The organism is Chitinophagales bacterium (genome assembly GCA_017303415.1).
GTDB lineage: Bacteria > Bacteroidota > Bacteroidia > Chitinophagales > Chitinophagaceae > SpSt-398.
This window is the reverse complement of record JAFLBJ010000001.1, coordinates 2,110,642-2,132,353: the sequence shown is the minus strand read 5'-3', so window position 1 is coordinate 2,132,353 and position 21,712 is coordinate 2,110,642. Positions and strand designations below refer to the sequence as shown.

21 protein-coding genes and 1 tRNA gene are annotated in these 21,712 nt (G+C 46.6%); 15 read left to right on the top strand and 7 right to left on the bottom strand.

The window, feature by feature from the left end; translation table 11 throughout:
* Positions 1-30: 30 nt before the first annotated feature.
* Together J0M30_09260 and mqnE are read left to right on the top strand one after the other, a co-directional pair.
* Positions 31-3,204 carry a zinc-dependent metalloprotease gene (locus tag J0M30_09260; protein MBN8667679.1) on the top strand — a complete coding sequence of 1,058 codons (3,174 nt, stop codon included), beginning with the start codon at positions 31-33 and terminating at the stop codon, positions 3,202-3,204.
* Positions 3,205-3,282: 78 nt separating this feature from the next.
* A complete protein-coding gene (mqnE, locus tag J0M30_09255) occupies positions 3,283-4,407 on the top strand; it encodes an aminofutalosine synthase MqnE (protein MBN8667678.1) in 1,125 nt (374 codons plus the stop codon).
* Positions 4,408-4,441: 34 nt separating this feature from the next.
* On the opposite strand, the gene J0M30_09250 is transcribed toward mqnE, so the two are convergent.
* The 3 genes from J0M30_09250 to J0M30_09240 form a co-directional block, all read right to left on the bottom strand.
* A complete protein-coding gene (locus J0M30_09250) occupies positions 4,442-5,875 on the bottom strand; it encodes an L-serine ammonia-lyase (protein ID MBN8667677.1) in 1,434 nt (477 codons plus the stop codon).
* A gap of 61 nt (positions 5,876-5,936) precedes the next feature.
* Complete coding sequence (locus J0M30_09245; GenBank protein ID MBN8667676.1) at positions 5,937-6,410, bottom strand: FKBP-type peptidyl-prolyl cis-trans isomerase; 474 nt, start codon at positions 6,408-6,410, stop codon at positions 5,937-5,939.
* Between the two features lie 18 nt (positions 6,411-6,428).
* Positions 6,429-6,770 carry a hypothetical protein gene (locus tag J0M30_09240; protein MBN8667675.1) on the bottom strand — a complete coding sequence of 114 codons (342 nt, stop codon included), beginning with the start codon at positions 6,768-6,770 and terminating at the stop codon, positions 6,429-6,431.
* 79 nt (positions 6,771-6,849) lie between these two features.
* Here J0M30_09240 and J0M30_09235 point away from each other — a divergent pair, with 79 nt between their 5' ends.
* Together J0M30_09235 and J0M30_09230 are read left to right on the top strand one after the other, a co-directional pair.
* Positions 6,850-7,752: a hypothetical protein gene (locus J0M30_09235; GenBank protein ID MBN8667674.1), complete on the top strand. Its 903-nt coding sequence runs from the start codon at positions 6,850-6,852 to the stop codon at positions 7,750-7,752.
* A gap of 156 nt (positions 7,753-7,908) precedes the next feature.
* Positions 7,909-8,325 carry a hypothetical protein gene (locus tag J0M30_09230; protein MBN8667673.1) on the top strand — a complete coding sequence of 139 codons (417 nt, stop codon included), beginning with the start codon at positions 7,909-7,911 and terminating at the stop codon, positions 8,323-8,325.
* A gap of 39 nt (positions 8,326-8,364) precedes the next feature.
* Here the strand turns inward: J0M30_09230 and J0M30_09225 are convergent.
* Positions 8,365-8,435 (bottom strand) — tRNA-Cys (locus J0M30_09225).
* Between the two features lie 55 nt (positions 8,436-8,490).
* Between J0M30_09225 and J0M30_09220 the strand changes: the two genes are divergently transcribed.
* From J0M30_09220 to J0M30_09205, 4 genes are read left to right on the top strand one after another with little or no spacing between them, the layout of a single operon-like run.
* On the top strand, positions 8,491-9,369 hold the full coding sequence (locus J0M30_09220) for a nucleoside phosphorylase (GenBank protein ID MBN8667672.1): 879 nt from the start codon (positions 8,491-8,493) through the stop codon (positions 9,367-9,369).
* Between the two features lie 26 nt (positions 9,370-9,395).
* Complete coding sequence (locus J0M30_09215; GenBank protein MBN8667671.1) at positions 9,396-10,181, top strand: diaminopimelate epimerase; 786 nt, start codon at positions 9,396-9,398, stop codon at positions 10,179-10,181.
* A 39-nt stretch (positions 10,182-10,220) separates the two neighbouring features.
* The gene (locus J0M30_09210; protein ID MBN8667670.1) at positions 10,221-11,159 is read left to right on the top strand and encodes a magnesium transporter CorA family protein; all 939 of its coding nucleotides are present in this window, start codon (positions 10,221-10,223) and stop codon (positions 11,157-11,159) included.
* Positions 11,160-11,161: 2 nt separating this feature from the next.
* Positions 11,162-11,626, top strand: coding sequence for an NUDIX domain-containing protein (locus J0M30_09205; protein ID MBN8667669.1), 465 nt, complete (start codon positions 11,162-11,164; stop codon positions 11,624-11,626).
* Positions 11,627-11,726: 100 nt separating this feature from the next.
* Here J0M30_09205 and J0M30_09200 read toward each other — a convergent pair whose 3' ends face one another.
* Positions 11,727-12,530 carry a queuosine precursor transporter gene (locus J0M30_09200; GenBank protein ID MBN8667668.1) on the bottom strand — a complete coding sequence of 268 codons (804 nt, stop codon included), beginning with the start codon at positions 12,528-12,530 and terminating at the stop codon, positions 11,727-11,729.
* A gap of 2 nt (positions 12,531-12,532) precedes the next feature.
* The gene (locus J0M30_09195) at positions 12,533-12,838 is read right to left on the bottom strand and encodes a hypothetical protein (protein ID MBN8667667.1); all 306 of its coding nucleotides are present in this window, start codon (positions 12,836-12,838) and stop codon (positions 12,533-12,535) included.
* A 55-nt stretch (positions 12,839-12,893) separates the two neighbouring features.
* On the opposite strand from J0M30_09195, the gene J0M30_09190 reads away from it, so the two are divergent.
* The gene (locus J0M30_09190; GenBank protein ID MBN8667666.1) at positions 12,894-15,407 is read left to right on the top strand and encodes a YfhO family protein; all 2,514 of its coding nucleotides are present in this window, start codon (positions 12,894-12,896) and stop codon (positions 15,405-15,407) included.
* A 3-nt stretch (positions 15,408-15,410) separates the two neighbouring features.
* On the opposite strand, the gene J0M30_09185 is transcribed toward J0M30_09190, so the two are convergent.
* Positions 15,411-16,610: a glycosyltransferase family 4 protein gene (locus tag J0M30_09185; protein ID MBN8667665.1), complete on the bottom strand. Its 1,200-nt coding sequence runs from the start codon at positions 16,608-16,610 to the stop codon at positions 15,411-15,413.
* 95 nt (positions 16,611-16,705) lie between these two features.
* Here J0M30_09185 and J0M30_09180 point away from each other — a divergent pair, with 95 nt between their 5' ends.
* From J0M30_09180 to J0M30_09155, 6 genes are all read left to right on the top strand, one after another.
* Positions 16,706-17,629 carry a glycosyltransferase gene (locus J0M30_09180; GenBank protein MBN8667664.1) on the top strand — a complete coding sequence of 308 codons (924 nt, stop codon included), beginning with the start codon at positions 16,706-16,708 and terminating at the stop codon, positions 17,627-17,629.
* 3 nt (positions 17,630-17,632) lie between these two features.
* Complete coding sequence (locus tag J0M30_09175) at positions 17,633-18,466, top strand: glycosyltransferase (GenBank protein ID MBN8667663.1); 834 nt, start codon at positions 17,633-17,635, stop codon at positions 18,464-18,466.
* Positions 18,467-18,529: 63 nt separating this feature from the next.
* Positions 18,530-19,000: a T9SS type A sorting domain-containing protein gene (locus J0M30_09170; GenBank protein ID MBN8667662.1), complete on the top strand. Its 471-nt coding sequence runs from the start codon at positions 18,530-18,532 to the stop codon at positions 18,998-19,000.
* Positions 19,001-19,032: 32 nt separating this feature from the next.
* Entirely contained in the window at positions 19,033-20,148 is a 1,116-nt protein-coding gene (locus J0M30_09165) for a hypothetical protein (GenBank protein MBN8667661.1), read from the top strand.
* Between the two features lie 22 nt (positions 20,149-20,170).
* Positions 20,171-20,956, top strand: coding sequence for an FkbM family methyltransferase (locus tag J0M30_09160; protein ID MBN8667660.1), 786 nt, complete (start codon positions 20,171-20,173; stop codon positions 20,954-20,956).
* 4 nt (positions 20,957-20,960) lie between these two features.
* A complete protein-coding gene (locus J0M30_09155; protein ID MBN8667659.1) occupies positions 20,961-21,710 on the top strand; it encodes a DUF268 domain-containing protein in 750 nt (249 codons plus the stop codon).
* The last annotated feature ends 2 nt before the right edge of the window (positions 21,711-21,712 follow it).

Sequence of the window (21,712 nt, the reverse complement as noted above, 5' to 3'; positions counted from 1 at the left end):
TACGTATTCAATAACCAAAAACATACTGCTTTGAAAAAATTTACTTTTCTGGCATTTGCGGCGCTTTCACTTTTTTCCTTTTCCACGATTCAGGCACAGGTAAAACCCGGTTCCACCATTGGTGGTAACGAGCGTTTGCGTTGTGCTACGATGGAAGGTCTGGAACGCTGGTTCCAGGAGAACCCCGGCGCCCGTGAGCAAGCAGAAAGGAATAAAACTCTTTTTGCCACGGAAACGGGATCCAATCAGCGGACCGATGCCATCACCATTATTCCTGTGGTTGTGCACATTGTGGGATCATCTGCTCGTCAGGCGGTGGTGACCGATGCCGACGTAATCTGGCAGATCAATAAACTCAATGAAGACTTCTCTGGTGTCAATCCTGACAGTACCAACGGATCTAACTTCTATCCCGTGAGAGGACATTCGGAACTCCGGTTCTGTTTGGCCCAGCGTGATCCCAATGGTTTACCCACCAATGGTATCAACCGGGTAGTTTCTACACTCACAGATGCTTGTAGCGATTATGAGCAATTGAAGCATGCCTCCAGTTGCGGAGCCGATGCGTGGAATACCACCGAGTATTTCAACATCTGGGTGGGTGAAGTAGGTAACTGTTTGTTGGGTGTTGCCCAGTTCCCCGGAACTGGCGATCCTTCTGAAGATGGTATCGTACTGGCCTTTGAAGGTTTCTCCAATAACCCGGCTTACGCAGATCCTTCGTTTGACCTGGGTCGTACAGCCGTTCACGAAGCTGGTCACTATTTTGGACTTTACCATATCTGGGGTGATGAGTCGGGTTGTGCTCAATCCGATTTCCGTCAAATGCCCGGTACTTGTTTGCTGCCCGGTTCTCTGGCAGGTACAAGTACGGATAATGCCTTTGGCGATACACCCAACCAGGCAGGAAGCACCAGTGGCTGTCCCTCGGGTACAGTAACCGATGCCTGCGCTACCGCAGCTCCTGGTAAAATGTATCAGAACTATATGGACTATACAGACGATGCCTGTTATTCCATGTTTACCAATATGCAGGTAGACAGGATGCAATGGGTGGTTGACAACTGTCGTCCCGGTCTCAAAACATCTCAAGGTTGTGTGCCTGTTGCTGCACTGTCGCTCGATGCGGGTGTTAAAGCCATTCTGAGCCCCGGTTCCGGTGGTTGTGGTGTTGGCGGCGGACCTACCGATCTTTGCCCTGGTGCTGGTGTTACCCCGATCGTTGAGATCAAAAACTATGGTACCACTACCCTTACCTCTCTGCAGATCTTTACTCAATTGGGTAGCAATCCTGCCACGTCTACCAACTGGACAGGATCTCTGGCTCCTTTCGCCTCCGCGAACGTGACCCTGCCTGGCTTTGCCGCTCCTGCGACACCCGGAAGCTACCTGCTGAAGATATATACTAATAACCCCAATGGATCGGCCGACCTCCAGGCTTCTAACGATACCTCGAGTGTTACCTTGAATGTTGGCGCTGGCTTACCTCTGCCTCTCAGTGAGAACTTTAGCGGTACCACCTTCCCGCCCACTGGCTGGAGATTGAGCAACCCTGATAATGGAATTACCTGGGTTCGTACAGCATTCGCCGGAGCCTTTACTGCTCCTGCTTCCATGGGTATCAACTATTTCAACTATTCCGCTACAGGCCAGAAAGATTATCTCATCTCGCCTGCTGTAGATATCTCCGCTCCGATCGACTCGTTGCGGGTAACGTTTAGTGTTTCGCATGCTGGCTATCCCGGATTCGGACCCGACTCTCTGGAGTTGGTTTACTCTCCTGATTGCGGAACTACCTGGTTGAACTTTGGTGGTTACCTGAAATGGAGTGACGGCCCTGCCGGTAGAAACCTTTCTACCCTGCCTGCCACTACAGCCAACTTTGCTCCAAGCAGTCCTGCCAATTGGAGAACTGAGGTTGTAACAGTGAAACCTAATTTCCCCGGTAACCCCTCCTTTATTCAATTTGGTTGGAGAGGAACTACAGGATTTGGAAATAACGTATTTGTAGATGATATCAATATCGAGAAGATCGTTCTTCCTCCTGTGGATGCGGGTGTTGTTGCTATCAGCAAACCCAACCCAAGAGAATGTACCAGCACAGTAAGCCCTGTGGTCACCATCCGCAACTTTGGTTCGGAAGTGATTACTACTCTGAAGCTGAACTACCGTGTTGATGCAGGTGCTGTTACCCAGATCAACTGGACCGGTACCCTGAACCCCGGTGCTACTACCAATGTTACGATCAATAACGTGAATATCGGTGGAGCCGGCGCTCATACCTTTACTGCCTTTACTTCCCTGCCCAATAATGCTAACCCCGATGGTAACTCTACCAACGATGCACAGTCGAAATCTTATACTGTGTATACCGTTAGCGCTATGCCTGGATCTATTGCAGAAACCTTTACAGGTGCGTTCCCGCCGGCTGGCTGGGAAGTCATCAACCCCAATGCAGACGTAACCTGGCAGAAGAATACTACCATTGGCCGCACAGCCGTTGGTTCTGCCTGGGTCAACAACTGGGGTAATGCCACCTTTAACCGGACAGACGATATCGCCCTGCCGAACTATACCTACAGCGGTATCGACTCCATCTTCCTGACCTTTAACGTGGCTGCTGCTACCTACACCCAACCGGGTAATACAGGTGTAAGCCTCGATACATTCGCCGTATTGCTCTCCAAAGATTGCGGTAATACCTTTATCCCTGTGTATAAGAAATGGGGTGAAGACCTGCAAACCATTGGAGATCCGAATAATCCGTTCACGCAGGAATTCTTCCCGACTTCCCGTCAGTGGAGAAAGGATTCAGTGAACCTGGGTAATTACCTCGGCACTTCCGAGACCCAATTCATGCTGGCCTTCCGCTTTACCGGAAACTTCGAGAACAACCTCTTCCTGGATGATGTGAACCTCTTTACGGAAGTAGTACCAACTAAATTGAAGTCTGAAGGATATATGATCCTCCCGAACCCCTTCAATAACCAATTCTCAGTATGGCACTATCAAACCCCCACCCAGTTGAAATATATCACTGTGTATAATTCAGCCGGTCAACAGGTTTGGAAGAAACAATTCAACGGAGATGCCCAACGCCTGATTTCGATTGACCTGACTGGTCGTCCTGCCGGAACCTATATCGTTCATGTAGGCTACGAAAATGCTGAGAAGGATATCAAGCAACAGGTGATCAAGTATTAATCATACCAATGATGAATATCATAAGCCCCCTGTTTCAGGGGGCTTTTTTTTTGAATAACTTTGCAAAAATGAGTTGATATGGAGACCGCCATGAAAAAGATAGGAAACGCTACGACCGATCCCCTGCTGAACCGGATCGGAGAGAAAATATGGGCAGAGGAAAGAATCACCGAGGAGGAAGGACTGGCCCTGTTTGAAAAAGGAGACCTCCCCTGGCTGGGCAGCCTGGCCAATATGGTGCGGGAACGAAAACATGGCGACGTCACTTATTTCAACCGAAATTTTCATATCGAACCGACGAATGTTTGCGTTTTCTCCTGTCATTTCTGTGCCTATTCCCGGCTATATGCGCACCGTGAGGAAGGATGGATATTAAGCATGGAACAGATGATGGACATCGTGAAAAAATACGATGGGCAACCGGTTACCGAGGTACATATTGTAGGCGGTGTCCATCCCAAAATGGACTTATACTTCTTTGCCGACCTGGTTCGAAATATCAAAACGCATCGCCCCGATCTCCACATCAAAGGGTTTACCGCTGTAGAATTGGATTATATGTTCCGCAAGGCCAAACTGAGTGTGGAAGAAGGATTGAAAGTCCTGCAGGAAGCTGGCCTGGATTCACTGCCCGGTGGAGGAGCGGAAATTTTTGATCCGGTGATACGGGAACAAATTTGCGCGGATAAAGTGGATGCCCAGGGATGGCTGGATATTCACGAAACAGCCCACCGTCTGGGAATGCCAAGCAATGCCACCTTACTGTATGGCCATTTGGAACAATACAAACACCGCATTGACCATATGGAAAGGCTTCGGCAATTACAAGACCGGACCAGGGGGTTCAATACGTTTATCCCCCTTAAATTTCGCAATAAGGACAATGACATGAGCCATATCCCTGAAGTTTCAGTGATCGAGGATATGAAGATGTATGCCGTATCTCGTTTGTACATGGATAATTTCCCTCACCTCAAAGCGTATTGGCCCATGTTGGGCCGACATCAGGCGCAATTGACTCTTGCCTATGGCGTAAACGATATTGATGGCACCATTGATGATACGACTAAGATCTATTCCATGGCAGGCTCAGAGGAACAAAACCCGGCCATGACAACTGAGGAATTGGTGAATTTGATCAAACAAGTAGGGAGAAAGCCTGTGGAGCGCGGGACACTGTATGAGGTAATTGCTGAGTATTAGTCCTGGGCATTAGGTATAAGCCAACAGCTCGCTTTCAGCATTCCGGCAGACTGATCGGGATATTCACTGCCAATCCACCGTCGGAGGTTTCTTTGTATTTACTATTCATATCGAGTGCGGTTTCCCACATGGTTTTAATGACCGCGTCGAGTGATACCTTGGCAAAATCGGGACTGCTTTGCATGGCCAGTTGACAGGCCGTGATGGCTTTGATCGCTCCCATGGTATTTCTTTCAATACAAGGAACCTGAACCAGTCCGCCAATGGGGTCACAGGTCAATCCCAGATGATGTTCCATTGCGATCTCGGCGGCCATTAATGCCTGTCGTTGTGTGCCTCCCAGGGCTTCGGTCAATGCAGCTGCGGCCATGGCGGAGGAAACACCGATCTCTGCCTGGCAACCGCCCATGGCGGCTGAAATGGTCGCTCCTTTTTTGAAAATGCTACCGATCTCAGCAGCGGTAAGCAGAAACCGGATGATATCTGTTTCCTTGTCACCTCCGCAGAAAACAACATAATAAAAAAGTACGGCCGGAATAACACCTGCGGCCCCATTGGTGGGTGCGGTAACAACACGTCCAAAGGATGCATTTTCCTCATTGACGGAGAGAGCAAAACAACTAACCCAGTCCAGCGTATATTTAAAATCATGACCACCCTGGCGGATGCAGGTGATCCATTCTGTATAACCGGAATAGGATTGGCCATTGAGAAGTTTTGTATTCAGCGGGGCGGCCCTTCTTTTTACATCCAAACCTCCTGGCAGGTGTCCTTCAGTATGACAACCCCGGTACATACAATCCTTCATGACCTCCCATATCTTCCCTACTCCTGCCTGTATCTCCGATTCTGACCGCCAGGCCAATTCATTTTCCATGACAACCTCATGGATCGAGAGACCGGTTTTCATACACCAGTGCAGTAGGTCTTGTGAGGTATTGATAGGGAACGGAAGCATTTGTCCACTGGCTTGTGACCCATTTTCGCCTTCTTGCTGCACAAACCCTCCACCCATTGAGTAGTAGGTTTCGGCGATATCCATTCCATTTTGCAAATGGACCAGAAAACTGAGGGCATTGGGATGAAAAGGAAGACTCTCGGCAAAAAGGAATTCAATATCCTCGGCCGGATCAAAGGGGATTTCATGCCATCCACCCAGTACAAGTCTTTTCATGGAGGCAATCTCCTTTATTCGCGTTCCTATCTGTTGTGTGTCGAAGGTTACCGGGTCTTCTCCAGCCAATCCCAATTGAATGGCAATATCTGTTCCGTGGCCCTTGCCTGTTTTGGCCAATGACCCATAGAGTAGTACCCGAATGCTGGTAACCTGAGAAAGAAGATCACGCTTTCGGAGTGATTGTACAAAACGTTCCGCTGCCCGCCAGGGTCCCAGGGTATGAGAACTGGATGGGCCTACTCCGATTTTGAAGATATCAAAAACCGATATGGCCTCGTGGTGGAAAGACATGCCATGCAATTTAGTGAAGAATGATCTTAACCAAAGGCTAAAAGCTAATAGCTATTAGCTTTTAGTTCGTCACTTCCACCAGGGTTACATCAAAATAAAGTATGGCATCTCCCTGAATCGGCCCGGCGCCATTACAGCCATAGGCCAGGGAGGATGGGATGATCAGTTTGATTGTACCGCCTTGTTTGATCAAGGGCAATCCGATCTTCCAACCTTCTATGAGCAGGCTCATATCCCAGGGTTGAGTAGGTGGTGTAGTCAGTTGATCAAATACGGTCCCGTTGAGCAGCTTTCCGGTATAGGTGGCTTTAATTTTGGAAGCAGCAGTGGGTTGGTTGCCTGTGCCGGGGGTAATGATCTCGTAATAAAGTCCGCTGGAATGTTCTACCGCATTAATGCCTTCTGCTGTGGCATAGGCCACCATGGTAGCTTTTTCTGATTGGGGGGATTTGTCATCACAGCCCTGGTCTTTAACACAGCCGGTTCCGGTCATCATTACGAGTACGGATAAGAATAGAATGGTCACATTTTTCATAATTCACTTATTATTTGATTAGACCGATTCATGGTCTGATTCGCTGCCCCTTTTTTTCTTTTTTTGGAGCAATTCCTTGTATTTCTGTTCGTTTTGATCCCATCGGTGCCGGGCTGAATAAATGGTAAAAAAAGTGGCGATGCCTATTCCTCCCAATAATAATACCAATAAAATGGATTTATCTCCATTATAGGTCATCAGGGCCCGGGTGTACCACCCGGAGAATACATTGATGAAAATGGCGATAACAAGAACAGCTCCGGTGGGAAGGCCTACGGACAACTGCCGGTACACTTTTTTCTTTCTTTCCCTGTTCTTTTCCCAATAATCCAGAAATTTTGATTCTTCCGTACTTAGCATCCTGCAAAATTAATACACGGCCACCTTCTTGCACCTCCCATCTAAAATATTTATATTGTGAGGGTTAAACTCTGATACCTTGAAATTATCCCCCTTATTGACCCAATACCTGATGTCCAATCAGCAGCTATCCCTTGTTGGTATTGGCCGTTTTGTCACCGAATCCCAATCACGCGCTGACGGATCCCCGGACCTGAATATTCGTTTCACTGGTAATAAAGCAGAGAAAATGGATGAAGGCCTTGTCAATTTTGTGGCCAGGGAGACAGGCAAAATGAAAAGTCTGGCAGAGGCAGATCTGGTATCCTACATCGACCAGATGAAAGAATTCCTCAATATCGGGAAGCCATTTTTTCTGGAAGGCATAGGCACACTGACACCACTTAAGGAGGGTGTGATGGAATTTACAGCCGGTCTGATTCAGACCGAAAAATCAAAAGAATTCCCTCTTTCTGAAAAGGATAACCTGGTACAAGGCGCAACAGCGGAGGATCATTCACTCGATTACAGTGATATATTGGGTACTCGCAAAGCTGCATCCAATGCACGGAACAAGTGGCTGACCGGCGCAGTGGTCATTGTGGGGCTGGGACTGGCCATTTGGGGTGGATATACCCTGTTCAAATCGATGATCCGGTCCAAAGCAGATACCACCACTCCCGAAGTTACCACCCAACCCGTTCCGGATACCCTGGCTGTAGCTACCACACCGGTCAATCAGGCCCCGGTGGCCGATCCGGTCTCCTCCCAAACCTATAAATTCATCGTCAAAGAGGCCTCCATGCGACAGGCCTATACCCGGTACCAATACCTGAAAGAACAATGCAAGGTCGATGTTCATATTTCCACCACTGACAGCGTCCGTTATCAGGTCTTCTTCCGGCTTCCCGCCCTCCCCAGCGATACCACCCGGATCGCCGACTCGCTCAATGTTCTTTATATCTCTAAAGGTCAACCTCCTGTAAAGGTTGTCAAATATTAATTTTTAAATAAATACTTGCACGATTCGGAATATTTTGTTAACATTGTTTCCCCATTTCCAGCTCCCCTATTAAAGCAACCAAAACGCTAACCTAAGATTACGCCTGCAGGTCAGGGAAACCAATTTTTAATGCGCTGATGTAACAAAAAGCCAATCATGAAAATCGCTCGGCATTTAAGAGAATTCCTTGAAAAAAAAGGATACCTCGAGATCCCCACCATAGGACGTTTCGACGTTCATACGGAGGAGTTGACCATGCCCCGTGGGGAAGTATTAACCCGTCGGAAACTGAGTTTCTCGCCCTTGCGAAAGAATGGATTGGATGAAAGCCTGGTGCAATTTTTATGTGACCGTTTAAAATCGGAAGCTTGTGTGATCTATGCAGACATCCGCAGTCTGTCCTACTATATCAATGAATTGCTGATTCAGGGATTGGAAGTCGAAATACCTGGTGTTGGCTACCTGAACCGCAACCAGACCAACGAGGTTCACTTCACGTATAACAGCTCCTACGAAAAGAAAAGGAAACAGCAGAAGCCTGTTTCTTCGTTCCTGATGAACTATTGGATGTAAAAAAACCACCAACGCGAATGCTTTGGTGGTTGAAGGCTGAGGTACCGAGCAGATTCGAACTGCTGTAGGAGCTTTTGCAGAGCTCTGCCTAGCCACTCGGCCACGGTACCGGCTAGAGCCGCCAAAATTAGTATATTCGGGAGAATCTACCTAACTAATTGACGCATGCAACGTATCGCAGAATCGGAACTGATCCTCAATGCCCGGGGAGCCGTTTATCATTTAGACCTACGCCCTGAAGAAATCGGACACACCATCCTGACGGTTGGAGACCCTGACCGGGTCGCTCAGGTGAGCAAACATTTTTCCACCATCGAACACAGGTCCCAGCACCGTGAATTCATTTCCCACACAGGTTATCTGGGCGAAAAAAGGGTGACCGTCCTTTCCAGTGGCATTGGTACGGACAATATTGACATCGTCATCAACGAACTCGATGCCCTGGTGAACATTGATCTCAGTACGCGAAGTATACGCCCCTCCTTACGCTCCCTGAATATTATTCGTCTGGGCACCTCCGGTGCCCTGCAGGACGATATCCCTGTAGATAGTTTTGTTTGCTCTACCCATGGCCTGGGTATTGACAACCTGATGAATTTTTACCGGATGCAACAGAATGATGAAGAGCAGCAACTCCTTCAATCCTTCATCACCTTTACCCAACTGCATAACGGGATCGCCCACCCCTATATATTCGGGGCCGGCGCCTCTCTGCTCAAACATTTTGGAAAGGATTATCACCATGGCATTACGGTTACCTGCCCGGGTTTCTATGGCCCGCAGGGACGGGTTCTGCGTTTGGGTGTGGCCCAGCCTGACCTTATCGACCGGCTTACCCAGTTCCGGTTTGGGCGCTACCGGATCACCAATTTTGAAATGGAGACCTCGGCCATTTATGGTCTTGGTAAATTACTTGGCCACCACTGTCTGTCGCTGAATGTGATCGTCGCCAACCGGGTATTGAAACAATTCTCTCCGGACGGTGCTGCCGCGGTAGAAAACCTGATCGTAAAATCGCTGGATATTATCAAAGACATAGAATAAATCAGGCTTCGTAATTTTGTACCCTTATGCTTATCCAATTTTTCAAATACCAGGGAACCGGAAATGATTTTATCCTGCTCGACAACCGGAACGGTGGTTATGATTCGCTGACCACTGAACAGATCCATTTTCTTTGTGACCGTCGGTTTGGTATCGGTGCCGATGGGCTCATGACTTTCAATTCCCTGGAGGGATATGATTTTGAGATGAAGTATTACAACGCCGATGGACGGGAAGGAAGCATGTGTGGAAATGGCGGACGTTGTATTGTCAAATTTGCCTCCCATCTGGGTCTAGCCCAATCTACCTATCATTTTCTGGCCTCCGATGGCCCACATGAAGCCGAGATCGATAGTGATGGTACCGTATCCCTGAAGATGATGGATGTAACGAGTATAAAAAAAATGGGGTCGGATTATGTATTGAACACTGGTTCGCCGCACTATATCAAATTCGTACCCATGCTGGCCGAAGTGGATGTTTTTCGTAAAGGCCGGGATATCCGTTACAGCAAAGAATTTGAAAAGGAAGGGATCAATGTCAATTTTGTTGAACACCTCGGGGAAGATGACAAGATCAGTGTAAGGACCTACGAAAGGGGCGTGGAAAACGAAACCTATTCCTGTGGCACCGGTGTTACTGCTGCCGCCATCGTTTGCTATCACAATGAAAATGGTTTTAATGAAGTGGAAGTGACCACACCCGGTGGAAAGCTTAGTGTGGAGTATGACAGAACCGGAGATGACCGGTTTGAAAATATCTGGCTTTGCGGGCCTGCTGAAAAAGTATTTGAAGGAACCCTCTCGATTTAAAAATTTTTACTCTCCCCACCCACCCCTACCTTTACCCGGATGATCCAGTACTTCAAGAATATCGATCACCAAACTGTGGCCATTGAAAGACCAGAGAATGGCGCCTGGGTGAATATTCTCCCTCCGTTCAAGCAGGAGGAATTCACGGAATTATCCGAACAACTGGATATCCCCGTTGACTTTTTGACCGACTCGCTGGATATTGATGAAAGGGCACGTTATGAGGAAGATGACAATGTTAAACTCATTGTACTTAAAACGCCAACGGAGAACAATTCCTTCAACGATAGTGATGCCTATTACATCACCATCCCGATTTGTATCATCCTGACCCACCACCAGATCGTAACGGTAAACTCCTTTGAGAACCCGGCGATGAAGAAATTCCTGAACACCTTTCAAAACCGGCATCCCGACAAAAAGAATATGATGGTGCTGAAGATCTTTGAAAAGGTGGTGCAGAATTCAATTGAATACCTCAAAGAGATCAATCACCGGCGTAATATTCTCGAGCAGAAATTGTACGATGCGAACCGGAATGAGCACCTGCTTCAATTGATGCGTATCCAGAAAAGCCTGGTTTATTTTGTCACCTCCCTGCGAAGCAATGAATTATTGTTCATGAAACTGGCCCGTACCAATTTCCTGGGGTTGACCGAAGAAGAGCGGGAATATCTTGAAGATTTGATCGTTGACACATCCCAGGCCCTTGAAATGGCCAATATCTATACCAATATCCTGAGCAGCACCCTGGATGCTTTTGCCAGCATCATTGCCAATAATCAAAACGAAGTGCTGAAAAGGCTTTCCGTGATCACAATCGTGCTGACCCTTCCCGTACTCATTTCCAGTATTTTTGGGATGAACGTGCGCAATGGGTTTGAGGAATCGAGGTACGCCTTTCTTATCGTTGTCATCCTATCGCTGGTGATCGCCCTGATCATCGGCTGGTTCTTTTTACGTAAAAAAATTCTGTAGGCATGAGTTTTTTCAACATCCGTGTGTACGGCATTATCCTCAATGAAAAAAAACAGGTAGTCGTCAGTGATGAATATATCCGTGGGGGATTTTATACCAAATTCCCGGGAGGTGGGTTGGAATTTGGAGAAGGCACCCGTGATTGCCTTCGTCGTGAACTAAAAGAAGAAATGAATATTGAAGCCCGTATCGGAGATCATATTTATACTACCGATTACTTTCAGATGTCGGCTTTTAACCCCTCTCACCAGATCATTTCGATCTATTATTTCGCTCATCCCCTGGAGGAGATCAAAGTACCTTTTCGCGATAAGCCCTTTGATTTTGATGAGCAACAGATGGAGATCTATGAGCGTACCAAGGAAACCGAAACCTTTCGCTTGTTAAACTGGGAAGAATTTACCCCGGAAGCCGTGACCTTACCGATTGATAAAATCGTTGCGGAAATAGTAAAGAATAAAAAATAAGAAATTTGAAATAAGGAATAAGTAAAGTATCCGACAGCCGATTTTTCCTTAGGTAATCCAAGTACTTCCTTATTTCATGTTTCTAATTTCTTACTCCTTATTACCTTGTTCTTCCTTCCTCCGCCATCGCTGCACGCTTCATCTCTGCCGCTTTATCATGTCCCAAGTATTTCTCAATGAATCCGTGTACCAGGTAAATTACCGGGGTAAGAACGATCGCCATGATAAATTTGTAAATATAGTTTCCAATACAAATGGTCATCACCATACCAAAGGTCCAGGGGTTGGTTTGACCGGTGAGGCGGGGTGCCACATAAAAGGCAACGAACAAGACGACAAAACTGTCCACAAATTGCGACACAAATGTTGACCCGGTTGCCCGGAGCCAGATACTCTTCTCTCCCGTTCTCTTTTTTATAAAATGAAATACATATACATCCAATACCTGTCCGATCAGGAAGGCGATCAGGGAAGCGATGATGATGGCCTGCGTTTGTCCAAGAACCCCTGCATAAGCCGCATTGCTATCCGTTACACCCTTAAAATAATCGTTGGCCCAAAATCCGGCCGGGGTAAGATGAATGGCCCCAAAGAAAATGAGGAAAGCATACGCGATAAGTGCCACGGTGAGATAGGAAAGAAACCGCACCCCTTTCATGCCATAATATTCATTGATCAGATCGGTCATGATAAAGACCACCGGCCATAACAGTACCCCGGCCGTCAGGTTAAATGAAAATGTATTGCCAAGGATATTCCAATCCGCCGGTTTCCATCCCAGCGTCGCCTCCAGTGAAAAAATCTTCACCCCGATCACTTCGGCGATGAGCGCATTGGCGACAAATACAGCGCCCAGTACCAGAAAAAGTCGGGTAGGACGATCTTTGAGGATGCTTTGTATCATGATCAGGTTTTGATTTCGTCAATATTCAGCGAGAGGACAAATATGAGTTGCAGAAATAAAAAGACCACATTGGTCACAATAAGCCAGCCTGGAACCACGGCTAATTTTTGGCGGTTCAGGATATAAACAAAAAGACAGGTAAGTACAGTCAGGGGATTGAACAACATGGACAATACATAGCCCAGGATGATTATGGTGGATTGCAGATCGGCACTACCGATCCAGTTCCACAACCGTAAGGAGAGGGCGACCAGGAAAAACAGATTGCAGATCAGGGCCACCCGGGACAAAAATAATAGCCAGCGCATGGACTAATTTAGTGTAAAATAGCATTATTTTGTCAGCCTTAACAACCGCCTAATTATGAATAAGCATTGGTTCCAGAAAGGATGGCCCCATTTGGCGGCCGTGGCAATTTTTCTTGTGGTGTCGGTGATCTATTGCGCACCGGTATTGCGGGGAGAGGTGGTGGAGCAACATGACTTTCAACGCTGGAAGGCCATGGCCCAGAAATCCTACGAATTCAAAGAGAAATACGGGCACTACCCGCTTTGGTCCAATAGCATGTTTGCCGGTATGCCTGCCTACCAGATCATCATTGGGCAGACGCACCCTGTTACGGTCAACCATATCTATTCTGTTCTGACCCTGGGACTGCCCAAACCGATCAGTTTTTTCTTTCTGGCCTGTTTGAGTTTTTATATCCTCGCTTTGATCTTACCGGTCAAACCCTGGATCGGGGTATTGAGTGCACTGGCCTATGCCTATTCTACCTATGATCCCATCATTGTGGAAGTGGGGCATGATACCAAGATGCAAGCTATCGCCATGGCACCTGCCGTGATCGGTGGTTTTCTCCTTCTTTTTAGAAAAGAGTATTGGGGTGGCGCAATGATGTTGGCCGTAGCCCTTAGTCTCCAAATGGCAACCGTTCACTTACAGATCGTTTACTATACCCTGATCGTTGCCGCATTTATTGCCTTGTTCCATGCCTGGCAGGCCATTAAAGCCAAAGAATGGGGTCACCTGCTCCTGAGTGGGGGTATCGGGATCCTGATCGCCCTGGTTTCTATGGGTACTTCAGCCGTGACCACACTGACCACATATGACTATGCAAAGTATTCCATTCGTGGTGGTGAATCTGAAATGAAAGACAAAGCCGATCCCAATACCACCACGGGTGGTCTTGATAAGGAATATGCCTTTCGCTGGAGTTATGGCATTGGTGAAACACTAACCCTGGTCCATCCTACGGCTTATGGTGGCGGCAGTGCCGGCAAGAACCTTAAAACTTCTGTCTTTGCCCAAAAGCTCACCGAGATTGGTTATCCAGAGGAGACAGCCCTTCAGGTGGCAAATGGTTCCACTTATTGGGGCCCTCAGCCGGGCACATCCGGGCCGGTTTACCTGGGTGCTGTGATCGTTTTGTTATTTATCATCGGGCTATTTACTGTCCGATCCTGGCACCTGGGGTGGATCGTTGCCGCCAGTTTATTTGGCATAATCCTCGCATGGGGGAATCACTTCGAAGCGGTGAACTATTTCCTGTTCGACTATCTTCCTTTTTATAAAAAATTCAGGGCGCCTACTATGGCCCTGGTCATTCCTCAACTCTGTTTTGCCGTCATGGCAGCCTTCACCTTGCAGGAGATATTTTTTGGCAAGCGCGAGAAGGCAGAATGGGTCAAAATACTGAAGCGTGCCGGTATAACTACCGGAGCGCTTATTGCCGTGCTTCTTGCTTTTTATGCCACTGCATCCTTTAGCGGCAACTCTGATGCAGGGCTACGTGATAACTTTTCCAATATGATGCTGCAGCAGGCCATGCGCGGGGGACAACAACCCGGTCCTGAGGCGCAAATGCAAGCACAACAATTTGCTTCGGGTTTTGTCGATGCAATCCAGGAAGACCGAAAATCCATGTACATGAAAGACATGTTACGGAATACCGTACTCATTGGTCTTTCCTTTCTGTTGATCTGGTTATTTGTGCAGGGAAAGATCAAATCCGGACTGGCACTTGCTTCGCTTACCGTTATCAGTTCACTGGATTTGTTAGGCATTGCCAACCGTTATCTGGACAGGGAATCCTATGTGGATGAATCCACCTACGAGAACACTTTTGCCATGACCCAGGCCGATGCGCAGATCAAACAGGATACGGGGTACTATCGGGTCTTTAACCAGACCGTTCCTCCTTTTGATGAATCCCTACCCTCCTACTATCACAATACCATTGGTGGGTATCATCCGGCCAAGCTTGCGATTTTCCAGGACCTGTATGAACAACAATTGTCCAAAGGAAATATGCAGGCCTTCGACATGCTGAATACAAAGTATTTTATTGTAGCCAATCCACAGGATGGCAAGCCCATTCCCCAGATCAATTCTGGAGCTTTTGGCCATGCCTGGTTGGTGAAGCATATCCTGTATGTAAAAGATGGAAAGGATGAAATGAAGGCCCTGGACAGCATCAATCTGCGGGACACCGCCATTGTGCAGGAGAAATTCAAACCGCTGATCACCGCCGCCCCGCAAATGGATTCCACGGCTTCCATTCGCCTCGTAGAGAATCGTAACGATGATATCACCTATGATTTCAATGCGGCAACCCAGCAATTTGCTGTGTTCAGCGAGATCTATTATCCGGGTGGTTGGAAGGCTACCATTGATGATAAACCGGTGGAGATCATTAAGGTCAATTATGCCCTGCGTGGATTATCTGTTCCAGCCGGAAAGCATACGATCAAATTTCATTTTGACCCGGATTCGTATCGGTTGGGCAATACCCTTGTACTCTGGTCGAGTATTTTTGTGTATGTGTTATTGATCCTTGGCGGGTTTATGTTGTGGCGGAGGAGTAAAAAAACGGCCTGATCATTATCCAAATAAAGCCTTGCGATACCCTTCGCAGAAAGGTTTTTTACCAAAATAATTGAACGCGTATTGGCGGCTTGCTTCGGCAAGCCGTTTTATTTGTTCCCTGTCGCGGCTAAGCTCCTGAAGAGCATAGAGCAATTCATCCACGATCGCATTTTCATCCTCTGCGGTGATCAGCAGGCCATTATTACCGGTATGGATATGTTCGGGGATACCTCCAACACTGGTGGATATCACCACTACCCCATTGGCCATGGCTTCCATGATCAACATCGGGAAGGCTTCTGAGGCGGAGGACATGAACAGGATATCCATTTTTTGATGAAGGGTACGCATGGCCTCCCCACCCTGCAGTTCGCCATGGTAAATTATATCCTTTGTCAATTCAGCCGGAATCTCATCAGCGATGCTGCCGGCAAAATGAAATTCTATGGGTAGGTTCAATTGTTTACTCTTCCGAACTACCTCCATCAGGAGATACAGTCGTTTTGGATACCCACCCCGCCCGGCATAATACACTTTTAATGGATCTGTATAGGTACGCACCGGTACATCGGGTGGCAGCTCTGTGTGGTTGATGATCTTTTGAATACGTTGATCATATTTAGTTGGAACGCCAATGGATCGATAGAAATGAAGAGCCCGTTGAATGATGATGTCTGAGATCATGACCCGCTGATCGATCAAACCAATAAAAGGAAAGGTGATCCAGGAGAATTTTTTTTCTGCTACATGGATCAGTTCCACCTTTCGGACCCCGGTTGGCAAATGCGGCAAGACTTTATAGCCAAAATTGCATTGACCGGAAAATACAACGGGTTTGTTTTTCTGTCGGACGATCAGGCCGGCACAAATACCCCTCCAGATAAAATTCTGCCAGTATTTGTATTTATTATCGGTCCAGGCACTGATATCACGGATAGTGACCCCTTCGCGTTGAAAAAGGTGCAACATTTTGTCGTTGGCCGAACGTCGGGTGAAATAGATCAGAATACGTTTATCCGGAAAGCAATCCACCACATCGGCATGTACCTTTTCGGCTCCGCCGAGGGCATAGCCCGGAAAAAAGCAAACCAGGTCGTACGCCGTAATTGATGGCTCCCGGGAGGCCCGGAGCCTTCCATAAGCCACAAATGGCCACATCAACACCTGTTCTGTGTAGCGTTTGATCTGTAGAAGAAGGTAGACAGGTGAAGCCATAGATGGGTGTATCCGGGGCTCAAACTTAATAAATTCCCGGGGGGAATATTGAGCCCAATAGCTTTATTTTGCAATGATTTTCAAGCCTTCGTTACATGGCCGTTACTCATCCCAGCATATCGATCGTGATCTGTACGTATAACCGCGACAGGTTTATCCGTGCGGCCCTGGAGTCCCTGATCAAACAGGAATTGAACAAAGCCTTTTATGAGGTTTTGGTGATCGATAACCGGAGTACCGACCAAACTGCCCGAATCGTGCAGGAAGTAATTGCGCAAAACCCTGATACGGTGATCCGGTATTTTTATGAGGAAAACAAGGGTCTATCCCATGCCCGGAACCGTGGCTACCGGGAAGCCGGTTCGGGGATCATTACCTATATCGATGACGATGCGGAGGCGACTCCGGAATTTGCCGCTTCCCTGCTCCAATTTTTTGAGCATCACCCAGAGGCTGTAGGTGCTGGAGGAAAAGTATTACCCAAATATCCCGATGGAGAAGAACCGGTTTGGATGAGCCATTACCTGTATGGGTTTGTGGCGGGCCAGGACCATGGAGATCAGCTTAGGAAGTATGACCGGCAAATGAAGTATCCGGCAGGATGTAATATGAGCTATCGCAAAGCTGCGTTGGAAAAAGCCGGAGGATTCAATACAGACCTGCAATTCCGGAGCGATGACAAGGCCATTAATTTTCGGGTCCGTCAATTCAGCCAGGATATCTGGTATGTTCCGGCTGCTGTGGTTTATCATAACATTGATGCCGAGCGGTTGCATCCGGACAATTTTCGAAAACTATACCTGAAGACCGGCAACGAGGAAAAGATTAGGGTAAGAGCAGAAAAGGGTGGTTGGGGCCTCTTTACCAAAGGCCTGGAATTTGTTTTTAAATGGAAGGTGTCCTGGCTTATCGGTTTAAAATTTCTGCTGGCAGGCACCCCGGCCAAAGGTCGTTATTTGATCAAATCCCAATGGTACACGTTGAAAGGATTCTTCATGAAAAATGTATTCGTCCGCTAACCTATGGCCCATTCGCCATCCATATCGGTGATCATGCCCGTTTATAACGCGGGTAAATTTCTACGGGAGGCCATTGACAGTATCCTTGGCCAGACACATACCGATTTTGAATTCATTATTGTGAATGATTGCTCGGCTGATGAGAGCGAGGCCATTATTCTTTCCTACACCGACCCGCGAATCGTTTATATAAAACATGAGGTGAATAAAGGCGTGGTTGCCGCCATGAATACAGGAATCGCCTTGGTGAAGGCCCCACTCCTCTGTATCATGCATGCAGACGACATATCCTTACCCGAGCGGTTGGCCTGGCAAAAGGAATGGCTGGAGCGTCATCCCGAATCGGCCCTTGTGGCTGGCAAAACCCTGCCGATCGATGAATCAGGGGCGCCAGCAAAACCCTGGGATATGGATGAAAAGATCGTATCAGGAAAGGATATTCGCCGGGTAATGAAATGGGAGAATTGCATTACCCATTCCACGGTCATGATACGTACGGTAATCATGAGGCAATATGGGTATGATACCAGCCAGCAATTACCCGAATATGCGGTTGAGGATTACCCCCTCTGGTTATCCTTGTTGGCGGATGGTTATGCCATCGAAAAAATTGACCGCCCGGTGATCAAATACCGGGTCCACAGCCAGAATACCACCCATGTCCATTACAGACGTATCAATCCCTATTACCTTTATTTTCAAACAAAACGGATCTATCTCAAGGCCAGGAAGGAAAAAGGGGTTTATAATGCCTATGATCGTTCCATATTCTGGACAATGGTGGCTGATCGCATCAGGGCCATTTTAAAGGACATAAAGGACAGATTAATTCCCTGAAAAATTAAACCCCTCTGCTCTCTGCCCATGCCCATTTTTGCTATTTTTACCAAAACCCATTTTATGAAAATTTATAAAAAAGGATTTTATTTAATTTGTTTGATTTGCTCCATGGGGGTCGCCAGGGGGCAGTCCGTTGTTAATTCGACCGGAGCCACGCTGGTTACGACAGACTATCAAATTGAATACTCCATTGGCGAGATTTCGATCACCACCATTTCCGGCGGTAATTATCAGGTAACCCAGGGGGTATTACAACCTTCGGTAAAAGTGGCGGATGCGGCCTGTGATATCATCAACAATACTTTTCAATATTTTCCCAATCCCACAACAGATTATATACGACTGGTCGGCCGGCATGACTGGATCACCAGTTATCAGATCTATGCAGCGGATGGAAAACTGGTGAGCAATACCCGGTTTTTCAATAACTACATTGACCTGAGAAAACTCGCCTCGGGAATGTATATCATACGATTGCTTCCTGGTTGTGGCGGAGAATACAAGACCTTGAAGATCATCAAAAAGCATTAAACCAAACCATCATCTCTTATAAAAATAATACCATGACAAAGAAAATCTTATCTCTTTTGGTTATCATCCTAACCGTGACCAACTTGCTCGCTCAACAAGTGCCACAGGCGCTCAACTATCAGGCCGTGGCGAGAACAGCTACGGGGTTAATCATACCGACCCAGAATGTAAATGTCCGGTTCTCGATTCTCGATGGATCTGTGAACGGCACGCTTATTTACCAGGAGACACATGCCACCACCACCAATAATTTTGGCTTGTTTACCCTGTCCATCGGAACAGGAACAGTTGTGAGTGGTACATTTAATACGATCAACTGGGGCAGTGGCAATAAATTTTTGCAGGTAGAGATCTCAGCCGATGGCACCAATACTTATCAGGTACAAGGCACCACCCAATTATTGAGTGTACCTTATGCACTATACGCTCATCGCACCAATCTGGTAGCGGGAAATGCAATTTCGATCAGCAACGGAAATATCATCAATGCCAATTACCTGGCGGGAACCGGGATCAATATTACAGGAAATACAATAGCACATAACCTGGTTGGGGGAACAGGGATTAATATATCGGGAAATACGGTTTCGCATAATTTGGTTGGTGGAACAGGTATCAGTATTTCAGGCAATACCATTACAAATACCGCTGCCTCCTATTGGATCCCGGATGCCAATGGCATCCATTCCTCCGTTGGAAAGATTGGAATTGGGTTGGATGCGCATATACAATACCCATTACATATTCGTCAGCAACCCTCGAATGTTGGACCTGGTGGAAGTATCGCTTTTTTTGAGTCTGAGGATAATTGGCATGCTTCAATTGGATTAAAAAATAATCCTTCCAACACCCAATTTACACTTATTGTTGGCGGTACAACAAATACGGCTGGTGGGGTCGGAAACTTTTCCATTTTTAATCAGAATACGTTTACCCACTCATTGGTTGCCACCAAAATAAATAACTTTGTAGGTATTGGAATGAGTAATGGTGGAACGCCCAGATCCAGGTTACATGTATTTGCCGGTGATGTGAACATTGACCAAATTGGTTCTGGCATTATCATGAAGTCTCCCAACGGCAACTGTTGGAGGGTCACGGTAGATAATAGCGGTGCATTGGTTACCACCGCAATCCCATGTCTGTAAAGACGTGGAAATGAACAATTATATGAAGAAAACAATCATAAGTATCCTTAAGGCAATTGGCCTTTACAAGGTGTATACTGAGTACAAGTTCAAACAATTAGAAAAGAAGAACCAAAAGGAAGACGAAAAACACTTCCAGCCCCGCCTTGAATTTTATTCTAATATCGTTAGTAAAGGTCAACTTGTTTATGATGTAGGTGCAAATGTTGGAAACCGGGTTAACGTGTTACTGGCAATTGGAGCAAGAGTCGTTGCTGTTGAACCCCAAAAAAACTGCATCGAAACCTTACATAAAAAGTTTGGAGATCGTATCGATGTAGTAGGCATGGGACTGGGTGCAGAAGAATCAGAAAAGGACCTTTACATTGCGGATTACAGTACGATTTCCTCTATGGCGGAGGATTGGATCGAAAGTGTTAAACAATCACGCTTTAAACAACATAATTGGGAGAAAAAGGAAAAAGTCAAAATCACCACGCTTGACAAACTTATCGAAAAATTTGGGCTACCTCAGTTTTGTAAGATTGATGTAGAGGGATATGAAGTTGAAGTTCTAAAAGGACTTCACCAACCAATTCCAGTAATATCATTTGAGTATACGGTTCCCGAACAAAATCAAAAGCTCGCTGAATGCTTACGTCTTTGTCAATCCCTGAGCCCTGATTATTTATTTAATTACTCTGTTGGGGAAGGAATGGTATACGAATTGGATAATTTCATACCGTTTGATTCATTTATCCAACATGTTGCAACGGATGGATTTATTAAAACCGGGTTTGGTGATATTTATGTAAAGTTGTCAAGATAGGAACATGTACTTAAAACGCTATTTCACCATTCTTGGGAAAGACATTCTTGTTAGGTTCCCTAAAAGAGTATTTTATTTTTTTAAATTTCTTGGCGAATACCGTCAATTCAACAAAATGAACGATGGAAGGCTTCGAATGAAATTCGCTGAAATATATCCTTGTCTTACCGATCGCGTAAAAACAACTCCATTCGACCGTCATTATGTACTTCACCCAGCCTGGGCAGCGAGAGTACTTGCTCAAACGCGTCCTGAATACCATGTTGACATTTCCTCCATCCTCTCATTTAGTACAATAGCTTCTGCCTTTTTGCCTATAAAATTTTATGACTACCGGGTAGCCGAAATTGGCCTTTCAAATTATCAGTCTGGATTTGCCGACCTTACCAACCTGTCCTTTGAAACAGATTCCATACCTTCTATTTCCTGCATGCATACAATCGAACATATAGGATTAGGGAGATATGGCGACCCAATTGATCCCAAAGCTGATCTAAAAGCTATCAATGAATTGATACGGGTTGTACGTAAAGGAGGCGATATTCTTTTTGTGGCACCACTGGGCGATGGGCGTATAGAATTTAATGGACAAAGGCTTTACTCTAAGGATCAGGTATTAGGGTATTTTGGAAATTGTACACTTATGAACTTCACGCTTATTCCTGATCAGGGTGAGTTGATCGAAAATGCGGACAATGAATTTATACAGAAACAAAAATTTCCCTGTGGATGTTTCTGGTTTAGAAAGCAATAACA

Excerpts from the sequence above, each read along its gene's own strand:
- mqnE (MBN8667678.1), top strand. The coding sequence starts at position 3,283 with ATGGAGACCGCCATGAAAAAGATAGGAAACGCTACGACCGATCCCCTG.
- J0M30_09250 (MBN8667677.1), bottom strand. The coding sequence starts at position 5,875 with ATGTCTTTCCACCACGAGGCCATATCGGTTTTTGATATCTTCAAAATC.
- J0M30_09245 (MBN8667676.1), bottom strand. The coding sequence starts at position 6,410 with ATGAAAAATGTGACCATTCTATTCTTATCCGTACTCGTAATGATGACC.
- J0M30_09240 (MBN8667675.1), bottom strand. The coding sequence starts at position 6,770 with ATGCTAAGTACGGAAGAATCAAAATTTCTGGATTATTGGGAAAAGAAC.
- J0M30_09230 (MBN8667673.1), top strand. The coding sequence starts at position 7,909 with ATGAAAATCGCTCGGCATTTAAGAGAATTCCTTGAAAAAAAAGGATAC.
- J0M30_09220 (MBN8667672.1), top strand. The coding sequence starts at position 8,491 with ATGCAACGTATCGCAGAATCGGAACTGATCCTCAATGCCCGGGGAGCC.
- J0M30_09215 (MBN8667671.1), top strand. The coding sequence starts at position 9,396 with ATGCTTATCCAATTTTTCAAATACCAGGGAACCGGAAATGATTTTATC.
- J0M30_09210 (MBN8667670.1), top strand. The coding sequence starts at position 10,221 with ATGATCCAGTACTTCAAGAATATCGATCACCAAACTGTGGCCATTGAA.
- J0M30_09205 (MBN8667669.1), top strand. The coding sequence starts at position 11,162 with ATGAGTTTTTTCAACATCCGTGTGTACGGCATTATCCTCAATGAAAAA.
- J0M30_09200 (MBN8667668.1), bottom strand. The coding sequence starts at position 12,530 with ATGATACAAAGCATCCTCAAAGATCGTCCTACCCGACTTTTTCTGGTA.
- J0M30_09195 (MBN8667667.1), bottom strand. The coding sequence starts at position 12,838 with ATGCGCTGGCTATTATTTTTGTCCCGGGTGGCCCTGATCTGCAATCTG.
- J0M30_09190 (MBN8667666.1), top strand. The coding sequence starts at position 12,894 with ATGAATAAGCATTGGTTCCAGAAAGGATGGCCCCATTTGGCGGCCGTG.
- J0M30_09185 (MBN8667665.1), bottom strand. The coding sequence starts at position 16,610 with ATGGCTTCACCTGTCTACCTTCTTCTACAGATCAAACGCTACACAGAA.
- J0M30_09180 (MBN8667664.1), top strand. The coding sequence starts at position 16,706 with ATGGCCGTTACTCATCCCAGCATATCGATCGTGATCTGTACGTATAAC.
- J0M30_09175 (MBN8667663.1), top strand. The coding sequence starts at position 17,633 with ATGGCCCATTCGCCATCCATATCGGTGATCATGCCCGTTTATAACGCG.
- J0M30_09170 (MBN8667662.1), top strand. The coding sequence starts at position 18,530 with ATGAAAATTTATAAAAAAGGATTTTATTTAATTTGTTTGATTTGCTCC.
- J0M30_09165 (MBN8667661.1), top strand. The coding sequence starts at position 19,033 with ATGACAAAGAAAATCTTATCTCTTTTGGTTATCATCCTAACCGTGACC.
- J0M30_09160 (MBN8667660.1), top strand. The coding sequence starts at position 20,171 with ATGAAGAAAACAATCATAAGTATCCTTAAGGCAATTGGCCTTTACAAG.
- J0M30_09155 (MBN8667659.1), top strand. The coding sequence starts at position 20,961 with ATGTACTTAAAACGCTATTTCACCATTCTTGGGAAAGACATTCTTGTT.